This window comes from Pseudoalteromonas sp. M8 (genome assembly GCF_018141365.1).
GTDB lineage: Bacteria > Pseudomonadota > Gammaproteobacteria > Enterobacterales > Alteromonadaceae > Pseudoalteromonas.
Genome location: NZ_CP047240.1, coordinates 3,570,492 through 3,587,374, shown reverse-complemented (window position 1 = coordinate 3,587,374; position 16,883 = coordinate 3,570,492). Strand labels below are relative to the sequence as shown.

At 43.1% G+C, this 16,883-nt stretch carries 19 protein-coding genes; 14 read left to right on the top strand and 5 right to left on the bottom strand.

What is annotated here, in order from left to right; translation table 11 throughout:
- Nucleotides 1-43: 43 nt before the first annotated feature.
- Genes GSF13_RS20945 through hldE form a run of 3 tightly spaced genes read left to right on the top strand, consistent with a single transcriptional unit; the run spans nt 44 to nt 3,571 of the window.
- Nucleotides 44-1,489 carry a capsule assembly Wzi family protein gene (locus GSF13_RS20945; RefSeq protein WP_211866987.1) on the top strand — a complete coding sequence of 482 codons (1,446 nt, stop codon included), beginning with the start codon at nt 44-46 and terminating at the stop codon, nt 1,487-1,489.
- Between the two features lie 40 nt (nt 1,490-1,529).
- Nucleotides 1,530-2,126 carry an SIS domain-containing protein gene (locus GSF13_RS20940; protein WP_010374612.1) on the top strand — a complete coding sequence of 199 codons (597 nt, stop codon included), beginning with the start codon at nt 1,530-1,532 and terminating at the stop codon, nt 2,124-2,126.
- Nucleotides 2,123-3,571 (top strand): bifunctional D-glycero-beta-D-manno-heptose-7-phosphate kinase/D-glycero-beta-D-manno-heptose 1-phosphate adenylyltransferase HldE, encoded by a 1,449-nt coding sequence (gene hldE / locus GSF13_RS20935; RefSeq protein ID WP_010607618.1) that lies wholly within the window; start codon nt 2,123-2,125, stop codon nt 3,569-3,571. The genes GSF13_RS20940 and hldE overlap by 4 nt, the downstream gene beginning before the upstream one ends.
- On the opposite strand, the gene GSF13_RS20930 is transcribed toward hldE, so the two are convergent.
- Nucleotides 3,568-4,281, bottom strand: coding sequence for a 3-deoxy-D-manno-octulosonic acid kinase (locus tag GSF13_RS20930; protein WP_211866985.1), 714 nt, complete (start codon nt 4,279-4,281; stop codon nt 3,568-3,570). The two genes, hldE and GSF13_RS20930, sit on opposite strands and share 4 nt — an antisense overlap.
- 107 nt (nt 4,282-4,388) lie before the next feature.
- Between GSF13_RS20930 and GSF13_RS20925 the strand changes: the two genes are divergently transcribed.
- The 6 genes from GSF13_RS20925 to glpG all read left to right on the top strand — a co-directional run bounded on the left by GSF13_RS20925 (nt 4,389) and on the right by glpG (nt 9,741).
- Nucleotides 4,389-5,456, top strand: coding sequence for a glycosyltransferase family 9 protein (locus GSF13_RS20925; protein WP_211866983.1), 1,068 nt, complete (start codon nt 4,389-4,391; stop codon nt 5,454-5,456).
- Nucleotides 5,449-6,003: a D-glycero-beta-D-manno-heptose 1,7-bisphosphate 7-phosphatase gene (gmhB, locus tag GSF13_RS20920; protein ID WP_010607621.1), complete on the top strand. Its 555-nt coding sequence runs from the start codon at nt 5,449-5,451 to the stop codon at nt 6,001-6,003. The genes GSF13_RS20925 and gmhB overlap by 8 nt, the downstream gene beginning before the upstream one ends.
- 225 nt (nt 6,004-6,228) lie before the next feature.
- Nucleotides 6,229-7,425, top strand: a complete 1,197-nt coding sequence (locus GSF13_RS20915; RefSeq protein ID WP_010374617.1) for a glycine C-acetyltransferase — start codon at nt 6,229-6,231, stop codon at nt 7,423-7,425.
- Between the two features lie 44 nt (nt 7,426-7,469).
- Entirely contained in the window at nt 7,470-8,495 is a 1,026-nt protein-coding gene (tdh, locus tag GSF13_RS20910) for an L-threonine 3-dehydrogenase (protein WP_010607622.1), read from the top strand.
- 104 nt (nt 8,496-8,599) lie between these two features.
- Complete coding sequence (gene glpE / locus GSF13_RS20905) at nt 8,600-8,917, top strand: thiosulfate sulfurtransferase GlpE (protein WP_010374619.1); 318 nt, start codon at nt 8,600-8,602, stop codon at nt 8,915-8,917.
- Nucleotides 8,914-9,741: a rhomboid family intramembrane serine protease GlpG gene (gene glpG / locus GSF13_RS20900; protein ID WP_010607623.1), complete on the top strand. Its 828-nt coding sequence runs from the start codon at nt 8,914-8,916 to the stop codon at nt 9,739-9,741. Before glpE ends, glpG begins: the two co-directional genes overlap by 4 nt.
- A gap of 53 nt (nt 9,742-9,794) precedes the next feature.
- Here the strand turns inward: glpG and GSF13_RS20895 are convergent, their stop codons facing one another.
- Nucleotides 9,795-10,190 (bottom strand): flagellar basal body-associated protein FliL, encoded by a 396-nt coding sequence (locus GSF13_RS20895; protein WP_010607624.1) that lies wholly within the window; start codon nt 10,188-10,190, stop codon nt 9,795-9,797.
- 157 nt (nt 10,191-10,347) lie between these two features.
- On the opposite strand from GSF13_RS20895, the gene GSF13_RS20890 reads away from it, so the two are divergent.
- Together GSF13_RS20890 and ubiA are read left to right on the top strand one after the other, a co-directional pair.
- The gene (locus GSF13_RS20890; RefSeq protein ID WP_249122722.1) at nt 10,348-10,875 is read left to right on the top strand and encodes a chorismate lyase; all 528 of its coding nucleotides are present in this window, start codon (nt 10,348-10,350) and stop codon (nt 10,873-10,875) included.
- Nucleotides 10,868-11,731, top strand: a complete 864-nt coding sequence (gene ubiA, locus GSF13_RS20885) for a 4-hydroxybenzoate octaprenyltransferase (protein ID WP_010607626.1) — start codon at nt 10,868-10,870, stop codon at nt 11,729-11,731. Before GSF13_RS20890 ends, ubiA begins: the two co-directional genes overlap by 8 nt.
- A gap of 55 nt (nt 11,732-11,786) precedes the next feature.
- Here the strand turns inward: ubiA and GSF13_RS20880 are convergent, their stop codons facing one another.
- From GSF13_RS20880 to GSF13_RS20870, 3 genes are all read right to left on the bottom strand, one after another.
- Entirely contained in the window at nt 11,787-12,689 is a 903-nt protein-coding gene (locus GSF13_RS20880; RefSeq protein ID WP_010607627.1) for a LysR family transcriptional regulator, read from the bottom strand.
- A gap of 108 nt (nt 12,690-12,797) precedes the next feature.
- Nucleotides 12,798-14,321, bottom strand: coding sequence for a DUF3369 domain-containing protein (locus GSF13_RS20875; protein WP_010607628.1), 1,524 nt, complete (start codon nt 14,319-14,321; stop codon nt 12,798-12,800).
- 58 nt (nt 14,322-14,379) lie between these two features.
- Nucleotides 14,380-14,778, bottom strand: coding sequence for a DUF2721 domain-containing protein (locus GSF13_RS20870; protein ID WP_010374626.1), 399 nt, complete (start codon nt 14,776-14,778; stop codon nt 14,380-14,382).
- Between the two features lie 109 nt (nt 14,779-14,887).
- Between GSF13_RS20870 and GSF13_RS20865 the strand changes: the two genes are divergently transcribed.
- The 3 genes from GSF13_RS20865 to tsaD are packed head-to-tail and all read left to right on the top strand — an operon-like array spanning nt 14,888 to nt 16,875.
- On the top strand, nt 14,888-15,235 hold the full coding sequence (locus GSF13_RS20865; RefSeq protein ID WP_010607629.1) for a DUF2007 domain-containing protein: 348 nt from the start codon (nt 14,888-14,890) through the stop codon (nt 15,233-15,235).
- The gene (locus GSF13_RS20860; protein WP_010607630.1) at nt 15,219-15,812 is read left to right on the top strand and encodes a YjaG family protein; all 594 of its coding nucleotides are present in this window, start codon (nt 15,219-15,221) and stop codon (nt 15,810-15,812) included. Before GSF13_RS20865 ends, GSF13_RS20860 begins: the two co-directional genes overlap by 17 nt.
- A gap of 49 nt (nt 15,813-15,861) precedes the next feature.
- Nucleotides 15,862-16,875, top strand: coding sequence for a tRNA (adenosine(37)-N6)-threonylcarbamoyltransferase complex transferase subunit TsaD (gene tsaD, locus GSF13_RS20855; RefSeq protein ID WP_010607631.1), 1,014 nt, complete (start codon nt 15,862-15,864; stop codon nt 16,873-16,875).
- Nucleotides 16,876-16,883 lie beyond the last annotated feature (8 nt).

The following is a 16,883-nucleotide window of genomic DNA, read 5'->3' as shown; positions in this document are numbered from 1 at the left end:
GGTTTGGTAGTATTTAGCGCATTAAAAGTAATGGAATAACAAAATGAATTTAGCTCGAGTACTCGCTTGCTGTAGTTTATTGGCTTCGAATCTCGCTTTAGCGAGCCCAACAGCCTATTTACCCATTGGGCAAGATCCGCTGTTGGAATACCAAATCGATAAAATGTTTGCGTTGACCGTTGGTTCGCCTATGGCAAAGCCTTACCGTATCAGTGAAATCAAGATGCATTTGATGAAGCTTAGGCATATTGACGCCACATTACAACAGAGTATTAGTCAGGGAATTGCACCTTACTTACAAGATGACGCACTAACGCAAAGATCTGTCACATTACGTGTTGATAGCGGTGAGGAAAAGCAAATCGCCAACGACAGAGGTAATTATAGTGGCGAATATGCCGAATTGGGATTCGCTGGAGTATGGCGAGGCGGTGATTCGAGTATTCTACAAATAGGTGCTGAGTATCGAGTAGAAGCTGACAAACTAGTGGCGTATAACACTTTTTACGGGCTATCTTATGGCAATTTACAGCTTAACCTAGGTTATAAAGAACATTGGTTCTCGCCATTTAAGCATTCGGCTCAGGTCTACTCTAATAACGCTAAAAACCGGCCTTCTATTTCATTGGGGTTAGTTGTTCCACTTAAAAACTGGTGGAATTTTGATGTTGAATTGTTTTATTCAGAGTTAGATAAAGTCGAAAAGGGAATTCGTTTTCAAAATACATTGCATGATGGTACACCGAAAATTGCTGGTACACACTTTAGTATTGAACCAATCGATGGTTGGAAAATTGGTCTAAATCGAGTACTACAATTTGGTGGAGGCCCTAGGAAGGTGGATTTTGAGGACTTTATTAAGGCCTATATAGATCCTGCTGGCAATGACAATAAAATCGGCGACCTGACTCAAGATGATGAACTTGGCGACCAATGGGCAACGATCACCACGAGCTTCACTACAAATTACGGTACCAGAGCACAATGGTATCTAGAGTATGGTGGGGAAGATACTAATAACCATAAGAACTATTTGTTTGGTAATACAGCGACTAGCGTAGGCATTTTCCTACCGAATGTAAGTTCAACCACCTCATTACGCTATGAATTTACCGACATGGAAAGTCTTTGGTACGTCAATGAAATTTATCAAACTAAAGGCAATACGATTGATGGGTTTGGTGTGGGACACTTTGCTGCCAACCATCGCCAGTTCGATGATGGTGCACCGACGCAGATCCATGTACTAGAAGGTACTTATCAAGCAGATTACCGTTCTTTGTGGCGAGCTAAGCTGTCGGTTATTGATAACGAAAGTAAATACTTCAACGAATTAAATGAGCTTGGTGCTGAATATGAAACTGGTTATGAATTTGAGCTGGCGCATATTGGTGAAGCTTACAGCAAGCAAGTCGAAACTAAATTAACCTTGGGTAAAGATGTCTTCGGTGAGAATTACACTTGGTTATCAGTCCATGTATACTGGTAGGTATCACGCGGGACAAGCATAGAATAGTTTAGGAACAAATATGTCATTGAATGAACAAGTAGCACAAAGCTACTTCGCAAGCTTACAGCGCCATGTTGATGTTTTTGAAACAATGGCAAACTATCACCAAGAATGTGTTGAGCTACTTGAAGCATGCCAAAGTACATTAGCAGCAGGTGGTAAGGTCATTTGGTTTGGTAATGGTGGCAGCGCGGCAGATGCGCAGCACCTAGCTGCAGAATTTGTGGTGCGTTACAAATTAGAGCGTGGTCCTTTGGCTTCGATTGCACTGACTACCGACACCTCAATTTTGACCGCGCACAGCAATGACTATCACTTTGACTCCGTATTTGAACGTCAAGTTCAGGCACTTTGTAAACCGGAAGATATGGTGATTGGTTTAACCACATCAGGTACGAGCCCTAATATCAATTTGGCACTTCAAGCCGCGAATGAAATTGGCGCGTTTACCGTGGCATTGACTGGCAGAACTGGTGGCAAAGTTAAGGATATTGCTAAATTACCGATTATTATCGCAAACGACGAGACAGCGCGTATTCAAGAAGCGCATATGTTTATTGGTCACTGGCTATGCGAAGCGGTCGATATGCTCGTTGCGGCGGAGCAAGAGGCATGAAGTTAGCGGCGCTTCAACAGCTAAATCAAGCCAAGGTATTGGTGGTTGGCGATGTGATGTTGGATAGGTACTGGCATGGAGATACCGGGCGCATTTCTCCTGAGGCTCCAGTACCTGTGGTTAAAGTCAGCGCGTTGGAAGACAAAGCTGGTGGTGCGGCGAACGTTGCCAAAAACATCGCTCACCTAGATGGTAAAGTGGGTTTGCTTGGGCTTATTGGCGAAGATGACAATGGCAAAACGCTTGAGGCTATTCTTACCAAAGAAAACATTGAATCTAGCCTAGTTAACGTCGTTGAGCTGCCGACTATCGCAAAAATGCGTGTGATCAGCCGTCATCAGCAAGTAGTCCGACTCGATTTAGAAGAACCCTTTCAGTTATCTCACAGTCAACTACTGCTTGAGCGTCTAAAGCAAGAAGTTGATAAGTATGACTTTGTGTTGTTTAGCGACTACAACAAAGGCGCTTTATGCGCCATTTCAGATATGATTGCGGTGGCTAAAGCTGCTGGTAAAACGGTACTTATTGATCCCAAAAATAGTGACTTGAGCCTTTATCAAGGTGCTGATTTTATCACGCCTAACTTAAACGAATTTAAACTCGCAGGTGGAGATACAAGCAGCGAAGAGGCACTCACCTCTAGTGCGCGCGAGCTCCTGAAAACGTCAGGGATCGGCGCTATGTTGCTGACGCGCTCCGAGCAAGGTATGTCTTTGATAACCAATACTGAAAAGTTTGATTTCCCAGCTCAAGTACAGGAAGTAAGTGACGTTACGGGAGCTGGCGATACCGTGATCGCCACACTGACGACGATGTTAGGCGCAGGAATGTCTGCTAAAGACGCGGTGGAGGTTGCAAATATTGCCGCAGGCATTGCCGTGAGTAAGTTAGGTGCTGCAACGGTGTCACCGGAAGAGTTGAGTCGCAAACTGGGTCAGTATCTTAGAGAAACGGGCGAGCACTACCAAACGCCGTTTGAAGAAGTGCTTAAGCACATTACTTTTGCCAAGCAAAACGGCGAAACCATTGTGTTTACCAACGGCTGCTTTGATATTCTCCATGCAGGCCATGTGCGTTATTTAGCGCAAGCTAAAGCGATGGGAGATAGACTCGTCGTTGGGTTAAATAATGATGAATCAATCTCGCGTCTTAAAGGGCCTGAACGTCCAATCAATCCATTGAAAGAGCGGGCAATGGTGTTATCTGCACTCGCTTCTGTGGATTGGGTTATTCCGTTTGGCAGTATTGAAGAAAATGATACACCAGCTAAGCTGATAGAAATGGTCAGCCCTGACATTTTGGTCAAAGGTGGTGACTATAAAGTGGAAGAGATTGCAGGTGCAGAGCATGTGCTTAATCAAGGTGGAAAAGTCGAGGTGTTAGCATTTTTGGATGGCTGCTCGACTTCCAATGTGATTAAAAAGGCACAGCTACAAAAAAGTTAACGTGCGCTGTGATAGGCTTGCATCAATACTTGCCATTGATTTTCATCAAAATAAAAGGTCGGCCATTTGTCGGCCTCTTTTTTAAATGAACGTTGCAAACGCTCCATGTTTGCGTGCTGCCAACTTGAGTTTGGCTGCATGATTTTGCCCTTATCAAAATCAATTAGAAATACTTTGCCGTTGGCATCAAACAAAATATTGTTGATGTTCAAATCATCGTGATAGGCACCGGCTTGGTGAAACTGAGCAATGGTGTGGCCGATACTTTCCAGTTCATTTGTACTAAGCGTTCTTGCTTGCAAAATTTCGCAAACACTGGTGGCATCAGACACCGCTTCGGTCAAAATATCTGCACGATAAATACCAAAATGAAGCGATATTCTTGCGCCAAGTGGTGTTGGGACTGGTAAACCTTGTAGTTGTAGTTGCTCTAGCAAAGCAAACTCTTGATATACGCGAGTATTTTCTAGTTTGGTAAAAATATATTGATCACTCAACAGCTTGCCGATTAAGCCACCACGATAATAGTGCTTGAGTACCGCTATGCCTTGATTAAACCGCACGAACCACGCCGTTGCTCGGCCTTCTTTCGAGCCGACAATCGCATTATTTTTCTGCCAATATTCAGGGTCAAACATTTCTTCTGAAACATCATAATCTAGAGTTGAAGGCGTTAGTAAATAGCTATGCGGCTGTTTGGTGATTTGCACAATATAGGATTCTTAAGAGTCAATTGTGGCATTCTAACGATTTTTCACCCTCAGTGAAACTTGCAAACTTGTTTGATTAATTTAAGATCAAGCGCTTGTTACTTTCCATGAGAACTATTGTTTTGAGCAAATCCTTGACCTCTATTTGTATTTTGCGACTTTCTGCGATTGGCGACGTGTGCCATGCAGTGAGTGCTGTACAGGCGATCCAACGCGCACATCCGCAAGCGAAAATAACGTGGGTGATAGGTAAAGTGGAAGCCATGTTGCTGGCTGACCTACCCGGTGTTGAGCTCGTCGTATTTGACAAAAAGCAGGGTAAAGCCGCGCTCAAGGCGTTAAAGGCAAAGTTCAAAGGGCAAAAGTTTGACGTATTACTACATATGCAGGTTGCGTTAAGAGCCAACCTTGTTGCGCGAGTTATTCCTGCAAAGCAAAAAATAGGCTTTGATAAAGGGCGCTCTAAAGAGTTACACAGTTTGTTTATTAATAAGCGGATCGCACCTCAACAGTCGCCACATGTGCTCGAAGGTTTCCAAAACTTTGCCCGTGCAATTGGTGCTGAGTGCGGTGAGCCAACATGGCAGATGCCAGTGACGGCAGCTCATCGAGCTGCGGCAAAATCGCTATTACCTGAAGGCAAGGTTTTTGTGATATCGCCTGCGGCAAGTAAAGCCGAGCGCAATTGGCTTCCTGAGCGTTATGCGAGGGTTGCAGATCATGCTGCTGCATTGGGGTTTCAGGTGGTGATAACGGGTGGCCCAACGGAACTTGAGCAAAACTTAGCAGCCGAAATTCAACAACACAGCCAAGCTGAGTTATTAAACTTAGTGGGAAAAACTGATTTGAAAACCCTACTTTGTGTATTGGAGCAAGCCGAATTGGTGTTAGCACCTGATACTGGGCCTGCTCATATGGCTGTGACAGTTGGAACGCCGGTGATCGGTTTGTATGCTCACTCCAACCCAACTCGCACAGGGCCGTACCTGTATCAAGACTATGTAGTTGAGGTTTATCATCAAAACCTCATTGCGCAAAAGGGTAAAACTGCTGAGCAATTACCCTGGGGAACACGGGTAAAAGGTAGCGAACTCATGTCTCAAATTTCTGTTGATGCTGTTATTACGATGTTTGAGCGGGTAATAAAAGAGCAGGGGATTGTGACCAATGCATAAGGCTGTATTTTTAGACAGAGACGGCGTTGTTAATAAAGATCACGCCTATGTTCATAAAATCGCGGATTTTGAGTTTATCGATGGGGTATTCAGTGCCTGCCAAGCATTTAGCAAAGCCGGTTATAAAATTGTGGTCGTGACGAATCAGTCGGGCATTGGCCGAGGTTACTACGATGAAGCACAATTTCACGCGTTAAGCGAGTGGATGTGCGCGCAGTTTATGGCGCATGGTGTTGACATCGCTGGTGTTTATTTTTGTCCTCACCACCCTGAAAAGGCACAAGGCCCATATAAAGTAGAGTGTGACTGTCGTAAACCAGAACCCGGGATGCTGCTGCAAGCGATAGCCGAGCATGACTTGGATCCTACGCATAGTATTATGATTGGTGACAAAGTCTCAGACATCAAGGCCGCCCGCGCTGCTGGCGTAAAAACAGCCATTTTAGTTGAGTCTGGGCAGAGTTTTAGTCAAGAGCAACAACAGCTCGCGGATAAAGTATGTGCGTCGTTGGCGGAGGTACCAGCCGCACTATGTTTGTCTGAGTAAAATAAAGTTTGCTGCCAGTTGTCGCAAATCGTGCATTTATTGTGTGAACCTTTTAAAATAAAGATATCTTTTGATGTACCAGGTATGATTGAATTGGTACGTTCCAATTAACTTGAGCTAATTAATATAGAATAAGCCCAAGCGTTAACTTCTGATAGTGAGAATGACAACCGCCTATGGCGATGCGTAGCTTACTATCACCGTGCAAAAAATGGAGACTCCCAGATGAGAGCATCGGCCTTCTACAGCCAGCTTCAGCAACAAATTGAAGAAGTAAAAGCTGAAGGATTATATAAAAAAGAGCGTATTATCACTTCTCAGCAGCAAGCTGAAATTGCAGTATCGACTGGCGAAAGTGTAATTAACTTCTGTGCAAACAACTATCTAGGTTTGGCGAATCACCCAGAGCTAATTAAAGCGGCGCAAGGCGGCCTTGATGACCATGGTTTTGGTGTCGCGTCGGTGCGCTTTATCTGTGGTACGCAAGATATTCACAAAACGCTTGAAGCAAAGATCAGTGAATTTTTAGAAACGGAAGATACTATCCTTTACTCTTCATGCTTTGATGCCAATGCTGGTTTATTCGAAACTATCTTAGGCCCTGAAGATGCAATTATCTCGGACTCATTAAATCACGCTTCCATCATTGATGGTGTGCGTTTATGTAAAGCTAAGCGTTTCCGCTATGCTAACAACGATATGGCTGATCTTGAGCAGCAGTTAATTGCTGCTGATGAAGCTGGTGTGAAAACCAAGCTTATCGCCACCGATGGCGTATTCTCAATGGATGGCGTTATTTGTAACTTAAAAGCGGTTTGTGACTTAGCGGATAAGTACGACGCTTTAGTGATGGTTGATGATTCACATGCGGTGGGTTTTGTTGGTGAAAATGGCCGAGGAACACCGGAATACTGTGGTGTATTAGACCGAGTGGATATTATTACAGGAACGCTTGGTAAAGCACTTGGCGGTGCATCTGGCGGTTATACCTCTGGTAAGAAAGAAATCGTAGAGTGGTTACGTCAGCGTTCACGTCCTTATTTATTCTCAAACTCGCTAGCGCCTTCAATTGTTACAGCTTCAATAAAAGTGCTAGACATGATGAAAGAAGGCGATGCCCTACGTGCTAAACTATGGGATAACGCAGCCTACTTCCGTACTAAGATGGAAGCCGTCGGCTTTACTTGTGCGGGTAAAGATCACGCTATTATTCCGGTTATGTTAGGCGATGCCAAAGTAGCCTCAGAAATGGCTGACAGATTGCTAGCTGAAGGGATCTATGTTATCGGTTTCTCTTATCCTGTCGTGCCAAAAGGGCAAGCTAGGATCAGAACACAAATTTCAGCTGCGCATACTACTGAGCAGCTAGACAAAGCAATCGAAGCCTTTACCCGTATTGGTAAAGACCTAGGCGTCATTTAATTTTGCCACCGGCATTAAGCCGGTGCAGCTAACGAGCGAATACTATGAAAGCATTATCCAAGTTGAAAGCTGAAGAAGGAATTTGGATGGCGGATGTGCCAAAACCGGAAGTAGGGCACAACGATCTATTGATCAAAATCCGTAAAACAGCAATTTGTGGTACCGACGTACACATCTACAAATGGGATGAGTGGGCACAAAACACGATCCCAACTCCAATGGTTGTGGGACACGAATACGTAGGTGAAGTGGTCGATATGGGCCAAGAGGTGCGTGGTTTTAGCATTGGCGACCGAGTCTCTGGTGAAGGTCATATCACATGTGGTCATTGTCGTAATTGTCGTGCTGGTCGTGTTCACCTATGTCGTAACACCATTGGGGTAGGCGTTAACCGCGAAGGTTCATTTGCAGAATACCTAGTTATTCCTGCTTATAATGCGTTTAAGATCCCTGACAACATTTCAGATGAACTCGCTTCTATCTTCGACCCATTCGGTAATGCAGTGCACACCGCATTGTCGTTTGACTTAGTTGGTGAAGACGTCCTCATTACAGGTGCGGGTCCAATTGGTATTATGGCTGCGGCAGTGGCGAAGCACGTCGGTGCGCGTCATGTGGTGATCACAGATGTAAACGAATATCGCCTTGAACTTGCCACTAAAATGGGTGCTACGCGAGCAGTAAATGTTGCCAACGAAAGCCTCGAAACGGTTATGAAAGATCTTGGTATGACAGAAGGGTTCGATGTTGGGCTTGAAATGTCAGGTGTTCCTTCTGCATTTAAGGGCATGTTAAACAGCATGAACCATGGTGGTAAGATTGCAATGCTGGGCATTCCTCCTTCTGACATGGCGGTGGATTGGAACCAAGTGATCTTCAAGGGTCTAGTGATCAAGGGGATTTACGGCCGTGAAATGTTTGAAACTTGGTACAAAATGGCAAGTTTGATCCAGTCAGGCTTAAACCTTGACCCAATCATTACACATCAGTTCCATGTTGATGACTTCCAGACTGGCTTTGATACGATGATTTCAGGGCAATCAGGTAAAGTGATTCTGAATTGGGATTAATGCTCAACTTTGCTTAGTGCATGAATGAGTAGTTATAATAGAAAGACGGCTAGGTCGATAAGGCTTAAGCCGTCTTTTATTTTTTAGTTTTAAATGGGTAACACATGTCTTTTAAACATATTTCAGTAGCAGACACACAAGCGCTTTTAGGCAATGATGATGTAGTGGTAGCAGACATCCGCGATGAAAATACTTTTGCACAAGGGCATATCCCAGGCGCTGAGCATTTATCTAACGCTAATCTTGCGCATTTTATGCAGGAAAAAGAGTTTGACCAACCTATTGTTGTGGTGTGTTATCACGGGATCTCCTCACAAGGCGCTGCTAACTACCTAGTTGAGCAAGGCTTTGAAGATGTTTACAGTATGGATGGCGGTTTTACGCAGTGGGCGAGTGAATTGCCAAACGAGATTGAAAAGTGAAGTTAATAGCCCATTATCACAATGCACGACTAGCACAAGGTGCGGTCGATTATTTTAAGACGCAAGGGGTTTATTGTGTTTTGCAAAGTCACGATGGGCAACAAGTTGAAGTTTGGCTAGAGCGTGGTGATGAAGCGCTTGCTATGCGTCTTTGGCAAACGTTTTTGGAGCAACCTGAGGCTGAACTATATCAAGCGGCTTCTTGGCAAACCGGAAGTACACAGGGGTTATTTAGCTACCAAGGCCAAAACTTAAACTTAGTAAAGCGCTTTTTGGGATTGAACTGGTTATTACAGGGCGTTTTTGGTGTCAGTATTATTATTTTTGTCGCCATGTTATTTGGTGACGCTAATGGCATCTTTTCTGCGCTACGTTTCTCCCTAGATAAACCTTGGACTTGGATAGCGCCTACACTGATACATTTTAGCGCCATACATTTGATTTTTAATTTAAGCTGGTGGTTACACCTTGGCGCGCAAATTTCAGAGAAACTAGGGCTCTGGGCGTTAGTTTGCATCTACTTTGTAACCGGCTTAACCAGTAATTTTATGCAGTACCTATTTGTTGACGCTAATTTTGGTGGACTAAGTGGCGTGGTCTACGGACTACTAGGCTTTTGCTGGGTAATTGGTCATCGAAATCCTGCCGGAGCCGCTTTGGTCTCTAAGCCTGTTATTGGTTTTATGCTGCTTTGGATGCTGTTTGGATTTACGGATATGTTTTTCATCAACATGGCTAACTGGGCACATTTGTTCGGACTGCTATCAGGTATGTTGGTTGCGGTATTTTGGCCTATCAACAGGCAACTCAAAGAGAATAGCTAGTTACTTCGAACTCGGAATCTAGCGCTTCCGAGTTCTTGTATGAGTTGATTCGGTTAGTGATATAAATATTTGGTAAAAAGCACATCTCGAACAATTTCCTGCCCAGTTTCTTCTTTTAGCAATGTCTTTAGCTTTTCAGCACAGCGCTTTCTGATTTCTTCTCTGCCAGTTAATGACTTAATGGTTTCTTCGTTTTCTTTACTCAGGATCTGTACAATTGCATCTCTTAGTAAAGGTGTATGGTGCTCAACCACGGCAATATTCGCAACGTCATTCAGCATTAGGTCAACGGTGACTCGGACATAGCCAAGCTTTTTATTAGATTGGCCTATGTAGTTCGTGATGATATCTGGCTCAAACCCGAAATACCCAATAGTTGAATCCGCTTTTACAGGGGAAGCCGCGGTTAATGCAATGCACAAAGTGAGTACAACAGCCAACAGTCTCATGTTTTATCAGGTATCCTAATGCAAGTTACTTTTTACTTAGTTTATACATAATTGCGTTGATTTTACAGTTGGCTTCAGCACAAACATAAACTTTTTAGAAAGCCTCTGCTCTGCTATTATGACCGCGGATTTTTAAAACGGAAATAGAACGTTGCCTTTGCAATTACCCTTAGAGCTCCCCTGGCTGAAGAGCACACAGTTGGTGGATGTTGAGCCAGCACTTTCTTCTTATTTACTAGAGACCCAATCTCTAACCGCAAAATTGAAAGAAACTTGTGATAAATTTTCTGTGACTGTGCTTGCTAATGAGTTCAGGAGCGCTCCAGATGCGTTACGTACAGATCTTTCTGAACAGGTTTGGTGCCGAGAAGTAACGCTAAATTGTAACGGTAAAGCAGCTGTATTTGGACAAAGTTGGCTCAATGAGGACGCATGTACTGTCGGAATGGATGCAATTGGTGAGACGCCGTTAGGTGAGTTACTGTTTACTGATTCAAATTGGCAGCGCGGAACCCTTGAGTATCTTCGTTTAGCTACTTCAGACTATCCAGCGCTGATTGAACTTATTGCACCCATCACTGGCGTCGTCCCAGAGCGTTTATTTGCCAGAAGAAGCTGGTTTAAAAACGGTAAAGCAAAGATTTTAGTTTGTGAAGTCTTTATATCGGAAAGCTTTTATGATTGAACACCAGAAATGGCAGGCTTACAGCCAACTTATGCGATTAGATAAGCCAATCGGAACTTTACTATTATTGTGGCCAACACTTTGGTCACTGTGGTTTGCAGCTGAAGGTATTCCAAGTATCTGGCTTATTGTTACTTTTGCACTTGGTGTATTTCTAATGCGAAGTGCGGGCTGTGTTATCAACGATTTCGCCGATCGCAAGGTTGATGGGGCTGTAAAGCGTACGGCGACAAGACCGCTTGCAAGGGGGGCCGTGACGAGTAAAGAAGCGCTAGGACTATTTTCTATTTTGGTAACGCTAGCTTTTATTCTGGTGCTTTTTTTAAACTGGCAGACTATTGCATTATCGTTTGGTGCACTTGTGTTGGCTTCTGTCTATCCTTTCATGAAGCGTTATACAAACTTACCTCAAATCGTACTTGGGGCTGCTTTTAGCTGGGCGATACCGATGGCCTTTATGGCAGTAAATCAGAATGTGCCAGTACTTGCTTGGGTGTTGTTTGCTGCGAATTTAATTTGGACGGTCGCTTATGACACCATGTACGCCATGGTAGATAGGGATGATGATTTGAAGATTGGGGTAAAGTCTACTGCGATTTTATTCGGAAAATGGGATCTCCACATTATTGCATTGCTCAACATCACATTTATCGCGATGATGGCGGCAGTTGGTGTAACGTTTGATTTAAACCTCGCTTTTTGGTGTGGCTTACTCGCAGCCTCTGTGCTGCTTGTTAAACAACAATATGCCATACGCAATAGAGATAGAGACAGATGTTTTTGGGCTTTTTTAAACAATAATTATGTTGGCTTGGCGATTTTTGTAGGGGTCGTGTTGGGGTTTTTACCGTTCTAAAGCCGGTTATTAAAAACGGGCAAGTAATACAGATTATTTGCCCGTTTTTTTGCAACTAATAAGTTACTGTTTTTTTGCTAGATGAAGATGCTGCATCTTCGATTAGCTCAAGCAAGTGATTTATATGTGCATTTGAACCAATTTGATGATTGGTTTGTACAATCAATTGCTCTCTATCCAATGCCTTATTGGTTTTTAAGAAAACTAAGTTAGGATCTTGTGCGATGGTTTTGGAATGCTCAATGCTAGCAATTGCGAAACTGTTGCTATTCTTTAAGCCATCAATTACTTGCTCAATATTACCAATTTTAACGCTGGTTGATTTGTTTAGCGAATCAACGGCTTCATTAAGCATACCTTGAACTTGCTTTGATTGGGAAAAGCACCCATACATAGGATATTGCGTTAATTCAGCTTTTCTAATGCTGTCTTGGTTTGCTAGAGGGTGGTTTCTAGAAACAAACAAAACTAGCTGATCGGGTAGGTGAATATCGCTCACTATGCTATTTGCGCTTTGTAAATATACGCTAATATCAATTTCACCAAGTTGCAGCTTGCGAGTAAGCTCCAACTCATCTTGTAACTGCATCTCGATTTTTACATTAGGATACTGAGCTAAAAACTGACCGCAAGAAACTGGCACAATGCTACTTGCTTGTGTTGTATAACCAATAATTAACTTCTGGTTATCGCGACCAAACAAACTTTGCTTGATGGTTTTCTTGGTTAGGTCGAGTTCTGATAGCGTCGTTTTACAATACTTTAAGAACAGTTCACCTTGCTCAGTTAATTTTACTGAACGCGTTGAACGTTTAACGAGTTCACAACCTATTTCATCTTCAAGGGTTTGGATGCTTCGGGTAAGCGCTGAAGTACTGATCTGGGTTTGTTCTGCGGCTTGTCTAAAATGTCTTAAATTACCTAATGCTACGAACTGCTCGAGTTGTTCAAATCTCATGTGAAATTCCTTTTAATTTCAACTAAAACACATTTACTACGTCTTTTCCCAATAGTAATACACAAAACGAGAAAAAGAAAGTGAAGTTTTTACATTCTGATTACAAAGTTAGTCAGGATACCTGTCACGTATCTCAATAAATTGTTCCAGATTATTTAGAAAAAGGTCAACTAATTTGGGGTCAAATTGTTTTCCTCTTTCTTTATTGAGTAATTCAATTATCTTTTCCAGCGGCCAAGCGGGCTTATAACAACGCTCGCTGCCCAGTGCATCAAAGACATCCGCCAGTGCTGTGATCCTCCCGACAATGTTTATTTGCTCAGCTTTCAAGCCGTTTGGATACCCAGAGCCATCCCACTTTTCGTGATGTTGATGCGCAATTAATGCACCACATTGCAGAATCTCATTTGTTGAATTTTTTAAGATTTCAAACCCTTGCTGTGCGTGAGTTTGCATAATTATCCATTCTTCATCAGTGAGTTTTCCGGGTTTATTCAGGATTTGATCTGGAATACTGATTTTGCCAATATCATGGAGCGGAGAGGCGAGTTTGATGATTTCTGCATGGTAGTGAGAAAGTCCATAAAGCTGGGCTAAAAGCATACTATAATGTGCCACGCGTTTTACGTGGGAGCCTGTTTCTTTCGAGCGTTTTTCGACGGCTTCACCCAAAATATAAGAAAGCTCTTTTTGAGAGTCTTTGACGGTTTCACGCAACTTTAAGTTGTCGTAGGCTAGCGCTATATTGTTTGCAAAAAATTCAAGTAGCTGGAAATCCATGCTATGAAGATCGCTATCCTTACTCACATAAATCATCGTTTCACTGCCTTCTCGGGAAGGGAAGTAGCCGATATATTCATTGCGGGTCTTCATAGATGATTTTTTGTTGTGCGTTTCTATAAATAAATTTTGTACATTCTCTGGCAAAGTTACATTACTTGGCTCTACGCCTGCACCAGAGGCTGCTAGTAACTTAAATTTTGTGGGCTCATTAGCTTGATGATTTACTGCTGCTGCACAGTATATTTCCGAATCTGATAATCCCATTACAGCGGATACATGGGATAATATAGTTGATGCAAAATCCTGAATATTGCTACACTTTAAAAAATTCGAAGATGCATCAATAATGCGTTCGAGTCCCATTTTGTGCTTTTCGATGGTTTGAATATCCCGGTGAGCGCGTAAAGCAGAATAGAGCAGCGTTTTTAACTTGACGGCAGTGAGCTCGGTTTTGTTCTTATAGTCATTAATATCGTAATCGCGAATAACCGATTCTTCCGGTGCTTCACCTGGCTGCCCTGTGCGCAGCACAAGGCGAATATCAAAGTTTTCTAAGTCATCACGGATATATCGCACTAAATCAAGCCCTGCATGATTACTTTCCATCACGACATCAATAAGGCCTACAGAAATATTCTGCTCCGTGTCCAAGATGACTTTTGCTTCTTGTGCTGAGTAGGCATGATGAAATCTCAATGCTTTATTCTCAAACTTAAAGCCGGACAACACCAGCTTAGTCACTTGGTGAATGTCTTCTTCATCGTCTACAACCAGAATATCCCAGTAGGTATCGGCCATTTGATTTATTGGGCTTTCTAGCACTTCATCTGAGAACAAAAATCCGCTCACAGATTGCTCCTCTTTTTATGCTGACTCAACGTTAGTATAGTCGGCAGTAACAAGGCCGCTAATCTTGTTGAGGTTTTTTCTCGATATTTTGCAATTCTAGTTCGATTGCATCGCAAGAAATGTGGATTTCATAAAGAGAAAGTAGCAATGATAAGGTTAGGCTACAGAGACTCGCACCAAATAATGTTACGCCAAGTAAGGATATTTCAAGGAACAAGGCAAACATTGAAGACGTACAAAGTAAAAACGCAATTACGCCCCATACTTGCATTCGTCTGATTAATCTAATTCGTTTCCTTAAGTTTTCGATTTGCGCTTTAACCAAAGATCTTATGGTGTCGCCTTCTCGAGCGTTTAATTCACGGATCAATTGTGCGAGTACCAAAAAGCGATTGGTGTAAGCGAGCAGTAATAAAGAAATTGCTGGGAATAATAGGCCCGGTGTTGTTAGAGTCATAGTCGTATTTTAATGGAATAGCTTGATGTTTAAGTGTGATGATAATGAATGATTTTATCAAGAAACAAATGAGCACATTGAGTGCTAATTCAATAGTGAAGATAATGCAATGAGTGAACAATCTTTTCATTGGGTGCAATTGTGCGCTATCAGCGGCTTTGTTGAAGCGCATTTACTCAAAGGTCAACTAGAACAAGCGAATATTCAGGTTCGCTTACAAGGTGAGCATTTGTCAGGTGCTATTGGTGAAATTCCAGCAGAGCAAGCTGCCATCAAGCTCTTTGTTTATGCAATAAAGTTACCCGAGGCTCAGGAAATATTGGTAAACTATAACAAATCACGTCATCGCAGTGCCGCCGAGCTGTCGGATTGGCTATGTAACCACTGTGCAGAATTAAATGGACCAGCGTTTGAATATTGCTGGCAATGTGGAAATAAGCATGAGCAAAGCAAATAACTTTCAAAGAATTAGAGAGTTAAATTATCTTCAAAAGGCAGTCTTAGGTGCTGCTATTATTGAGCGTATGTTGCCAAATTATTCATTATTTAGTGAGGCTACGGGTTTTGGCGACGAGCAAGTTCTCAGAAATGCGCTGAATTTAATCTGGGAGAAAATATTACTGCCAAAGAGCAAAATTAGCTTAGAAAAGCTGGTTGAAAAGGTTGAACCAAATGTACCTGAGCTCAGTGAGTTCGATATGTTTGGTACCTATCCCGCAATCGATGTAGCGACAGCTCTGTTAGGCATGTTGCAAGGCCTAATGACAAAAGATGAACATGAGTTTGTAAGCGTTGCCAAAATTTCTCAGGCAACGGTAGCTAAATACATCGAGTTTATGTTGATGGCGGAAGATATATCTCCAACGAATGAGTTAGTGCGTGAACACCCGCAGATGCAGTATGAAATTGAAATCCTCGCTGAGCTTATCGAACATGTGGAAAATATGGGGCGTATTAGCAGCGACTCGGTGAAGTCGCTAAAGGCCTTGGCACTAGCTGACGGCCAAACAAATATTGGTTTGGAACTTGAGTAGTTGATTTCGTATAATCAGCGGCTGCAGTAAAGAGTTTGGAGAAAGTAACTTGCGTATTTTGGGTATAGAATCCTCATGTGATGAGACGGGTATTGCTATTTATGATGATGAGCAAGGGCTGTTGGCACATCAATTATATTCTCAGGTAAAAGTACACGCCGATTATGGTGGGGTAGTGCCTGAACTTGCTTCTCGTGATCATGTACGCAAAACGATCCCTCTTATTGAAGCTGCTTTCGCGCAAGCGGGTTGCGGTCCTGAAGACCTTGATGGCATTGCTTATACCGCAGGGCCGGGTTTGGTCGGTGCTTTGTTAGTTGGCACCTCAATTGGTCGCTCGTTAGCATTTGGTTGGGGGATCCCAGCCGTTGCCGTACATCATATGGAAGGCCATTTGCTTGCCCCTATGCTTGAAGACGATAAACCAGAGTTCCCATTCGTCGCGCTGCTAGTCTCTGGTGGTCATACCATGATGGTCAAAGTCTCAGGTATCGGTGAGTATGAGGTACTTGGTGAGTCAGTGGATGATGCTGCTGGTGAAGCATTTGATAAAACCGCAAAGCTACTCGGCCTTGATTACCCTGGCGGCCCAATGCTTGCGAAAATGGCGACACAGGGTCAAGCAGGGCGATTTACTTTTCCAAAACCGATGACAGACAGACCAGGTCTGGATTTTAGTTTCAGTGGATTAAAAACCGCAGCGGCAAACACGATCCGTAATGAAGGCGATGATGAGCAAACGAAAGCAGATATCGCTCATGCCTTTCAAACTGCGGTCGTAGAAACACTAGCGATTAAGTGCAAGCGGGCACTGAAAGAAACAGGCATTAAAAGCCTTGTGATTGCAGGTGGCGTCAGCGCCAATACAGAACTTAGGCAAAAGCTTGAGCGCATGATGCTTGGTATGAAAGGGCGAGTTTATTATCCGCGCACTGAATTTTGTACAGACAATGGGGCGATGATAGCTTATGCAGGAATGCAGCGCCTAAAAGCAGGTCAGCATGCGCCACTTGATATGAAGACTAAGCCACGTTGGCCGCTGGATAGTCTAGAAAAAGTCTAGGGTCTGTT

What these genes read in the sequence shown, in the direction of transcription:
- GSF13_RS20945 (WP_211866987.1), top strand. Translation starts at nt 44, where the DNA reads ATGAATTTAGCTCGAGTACTCGCTTGCTGTAGTTTATTGGCTTCGAAT.
- GSF13_RS20940 (WP_010374612.1), top strand. Translation starts at nt 1,530, where the DNA reads ATGTCATTGAATGAACAAGTAGCACAAAGCTACTTCGCAAGCTTACAG.
- hldE (WP_010607618.1), top strand. Translation starts at nt 2,123, where the DNA reads ATGAAGTTAGCGGCGCTTCAACAGCTAAATCAAGCCAAGGTATTGGTG.
- GSF13_RS20925 (WP_211866983.1), top strand. Translation starts at nt 4,389, where the DNA reads ATGAGAACTATTGTTTTGAGCAAATCCTTGACCTCTATTTGTATTTTG.
- gmhB (WP_010607621.1), top strand. Translation starts at nt 5,449, where the DNA reads ATGCATAAGGCTGTATTTTTAGACAGAGACGGCGTTGTTAATAAAGAT.
- GSF13_RS20915 (WP_010374617.1), top strand. Translation starts at nt 6,229, where the DNA reads ATGAGAGCATCGGCCTTCTACAGCCAGCTTCAGCAACAAATTGAAGAA.
- tdh (WP_010607622.1), top strand. Translation starts at nt 7,470, where the DNA reads ATGAAAGCATTATCCAAGTTGAAAGCTGAAGAAGGAATTTGGATGGCG.
- glpE (WP_010374619.1), top strand. Translation starts at nt 8,600, where the DNA reads ATGTCTTTTAAACATATTTCAGTAGCAGACACACAAGCGCTTTTAGGC.
- GSF13_RS20895 (WP_010607624.1), bottom strand. Translation starts at nt 10,190, where the DNA reads ATGAGACTGTTGGCTGTTGTACTCACTTTGTGCATTGCATTAACCGCG.
- ubiA (WP_010607626.1), top strand. Translation starts at nt 10,868, where the DNA reads ATGATTGAACACCAGAAATGGCAGGCTTACAGCCAACTTATGCGATTA.
- GSF13_RS20880 (WP_010607627.1), bottom strand. Translation starts at nt 12,689, where the DNA reads ATGAGATTTGAACAACTCGAGCAGTTCGTAGCATTAGGTAATTTAAGA.
- GSF13_RS20870 (WP_010374626.1), bottom strand. Translation starts at nt 14,778, where the DNA reads ATGACTCTAACAACACCGGGCCTATTATTCCCAGCAATTTCTTTATTA.
- GSF13_RS20865 (WP_010607629.1), top strand. Translation starts at nt 14,888, where the DNA reads ATGAGTGAACAATCTTTTCATTGGGTGCAATTGTGCGCTATCAGCGGC.
- GSF13_RS20860 (WP_010607630.1), top strand. Translation starts at nt 15,219, where the DNA reads ATGAGCAAAGCAAATAACTTTCAAAGAATTAGAGAGTTAAATTATCTT.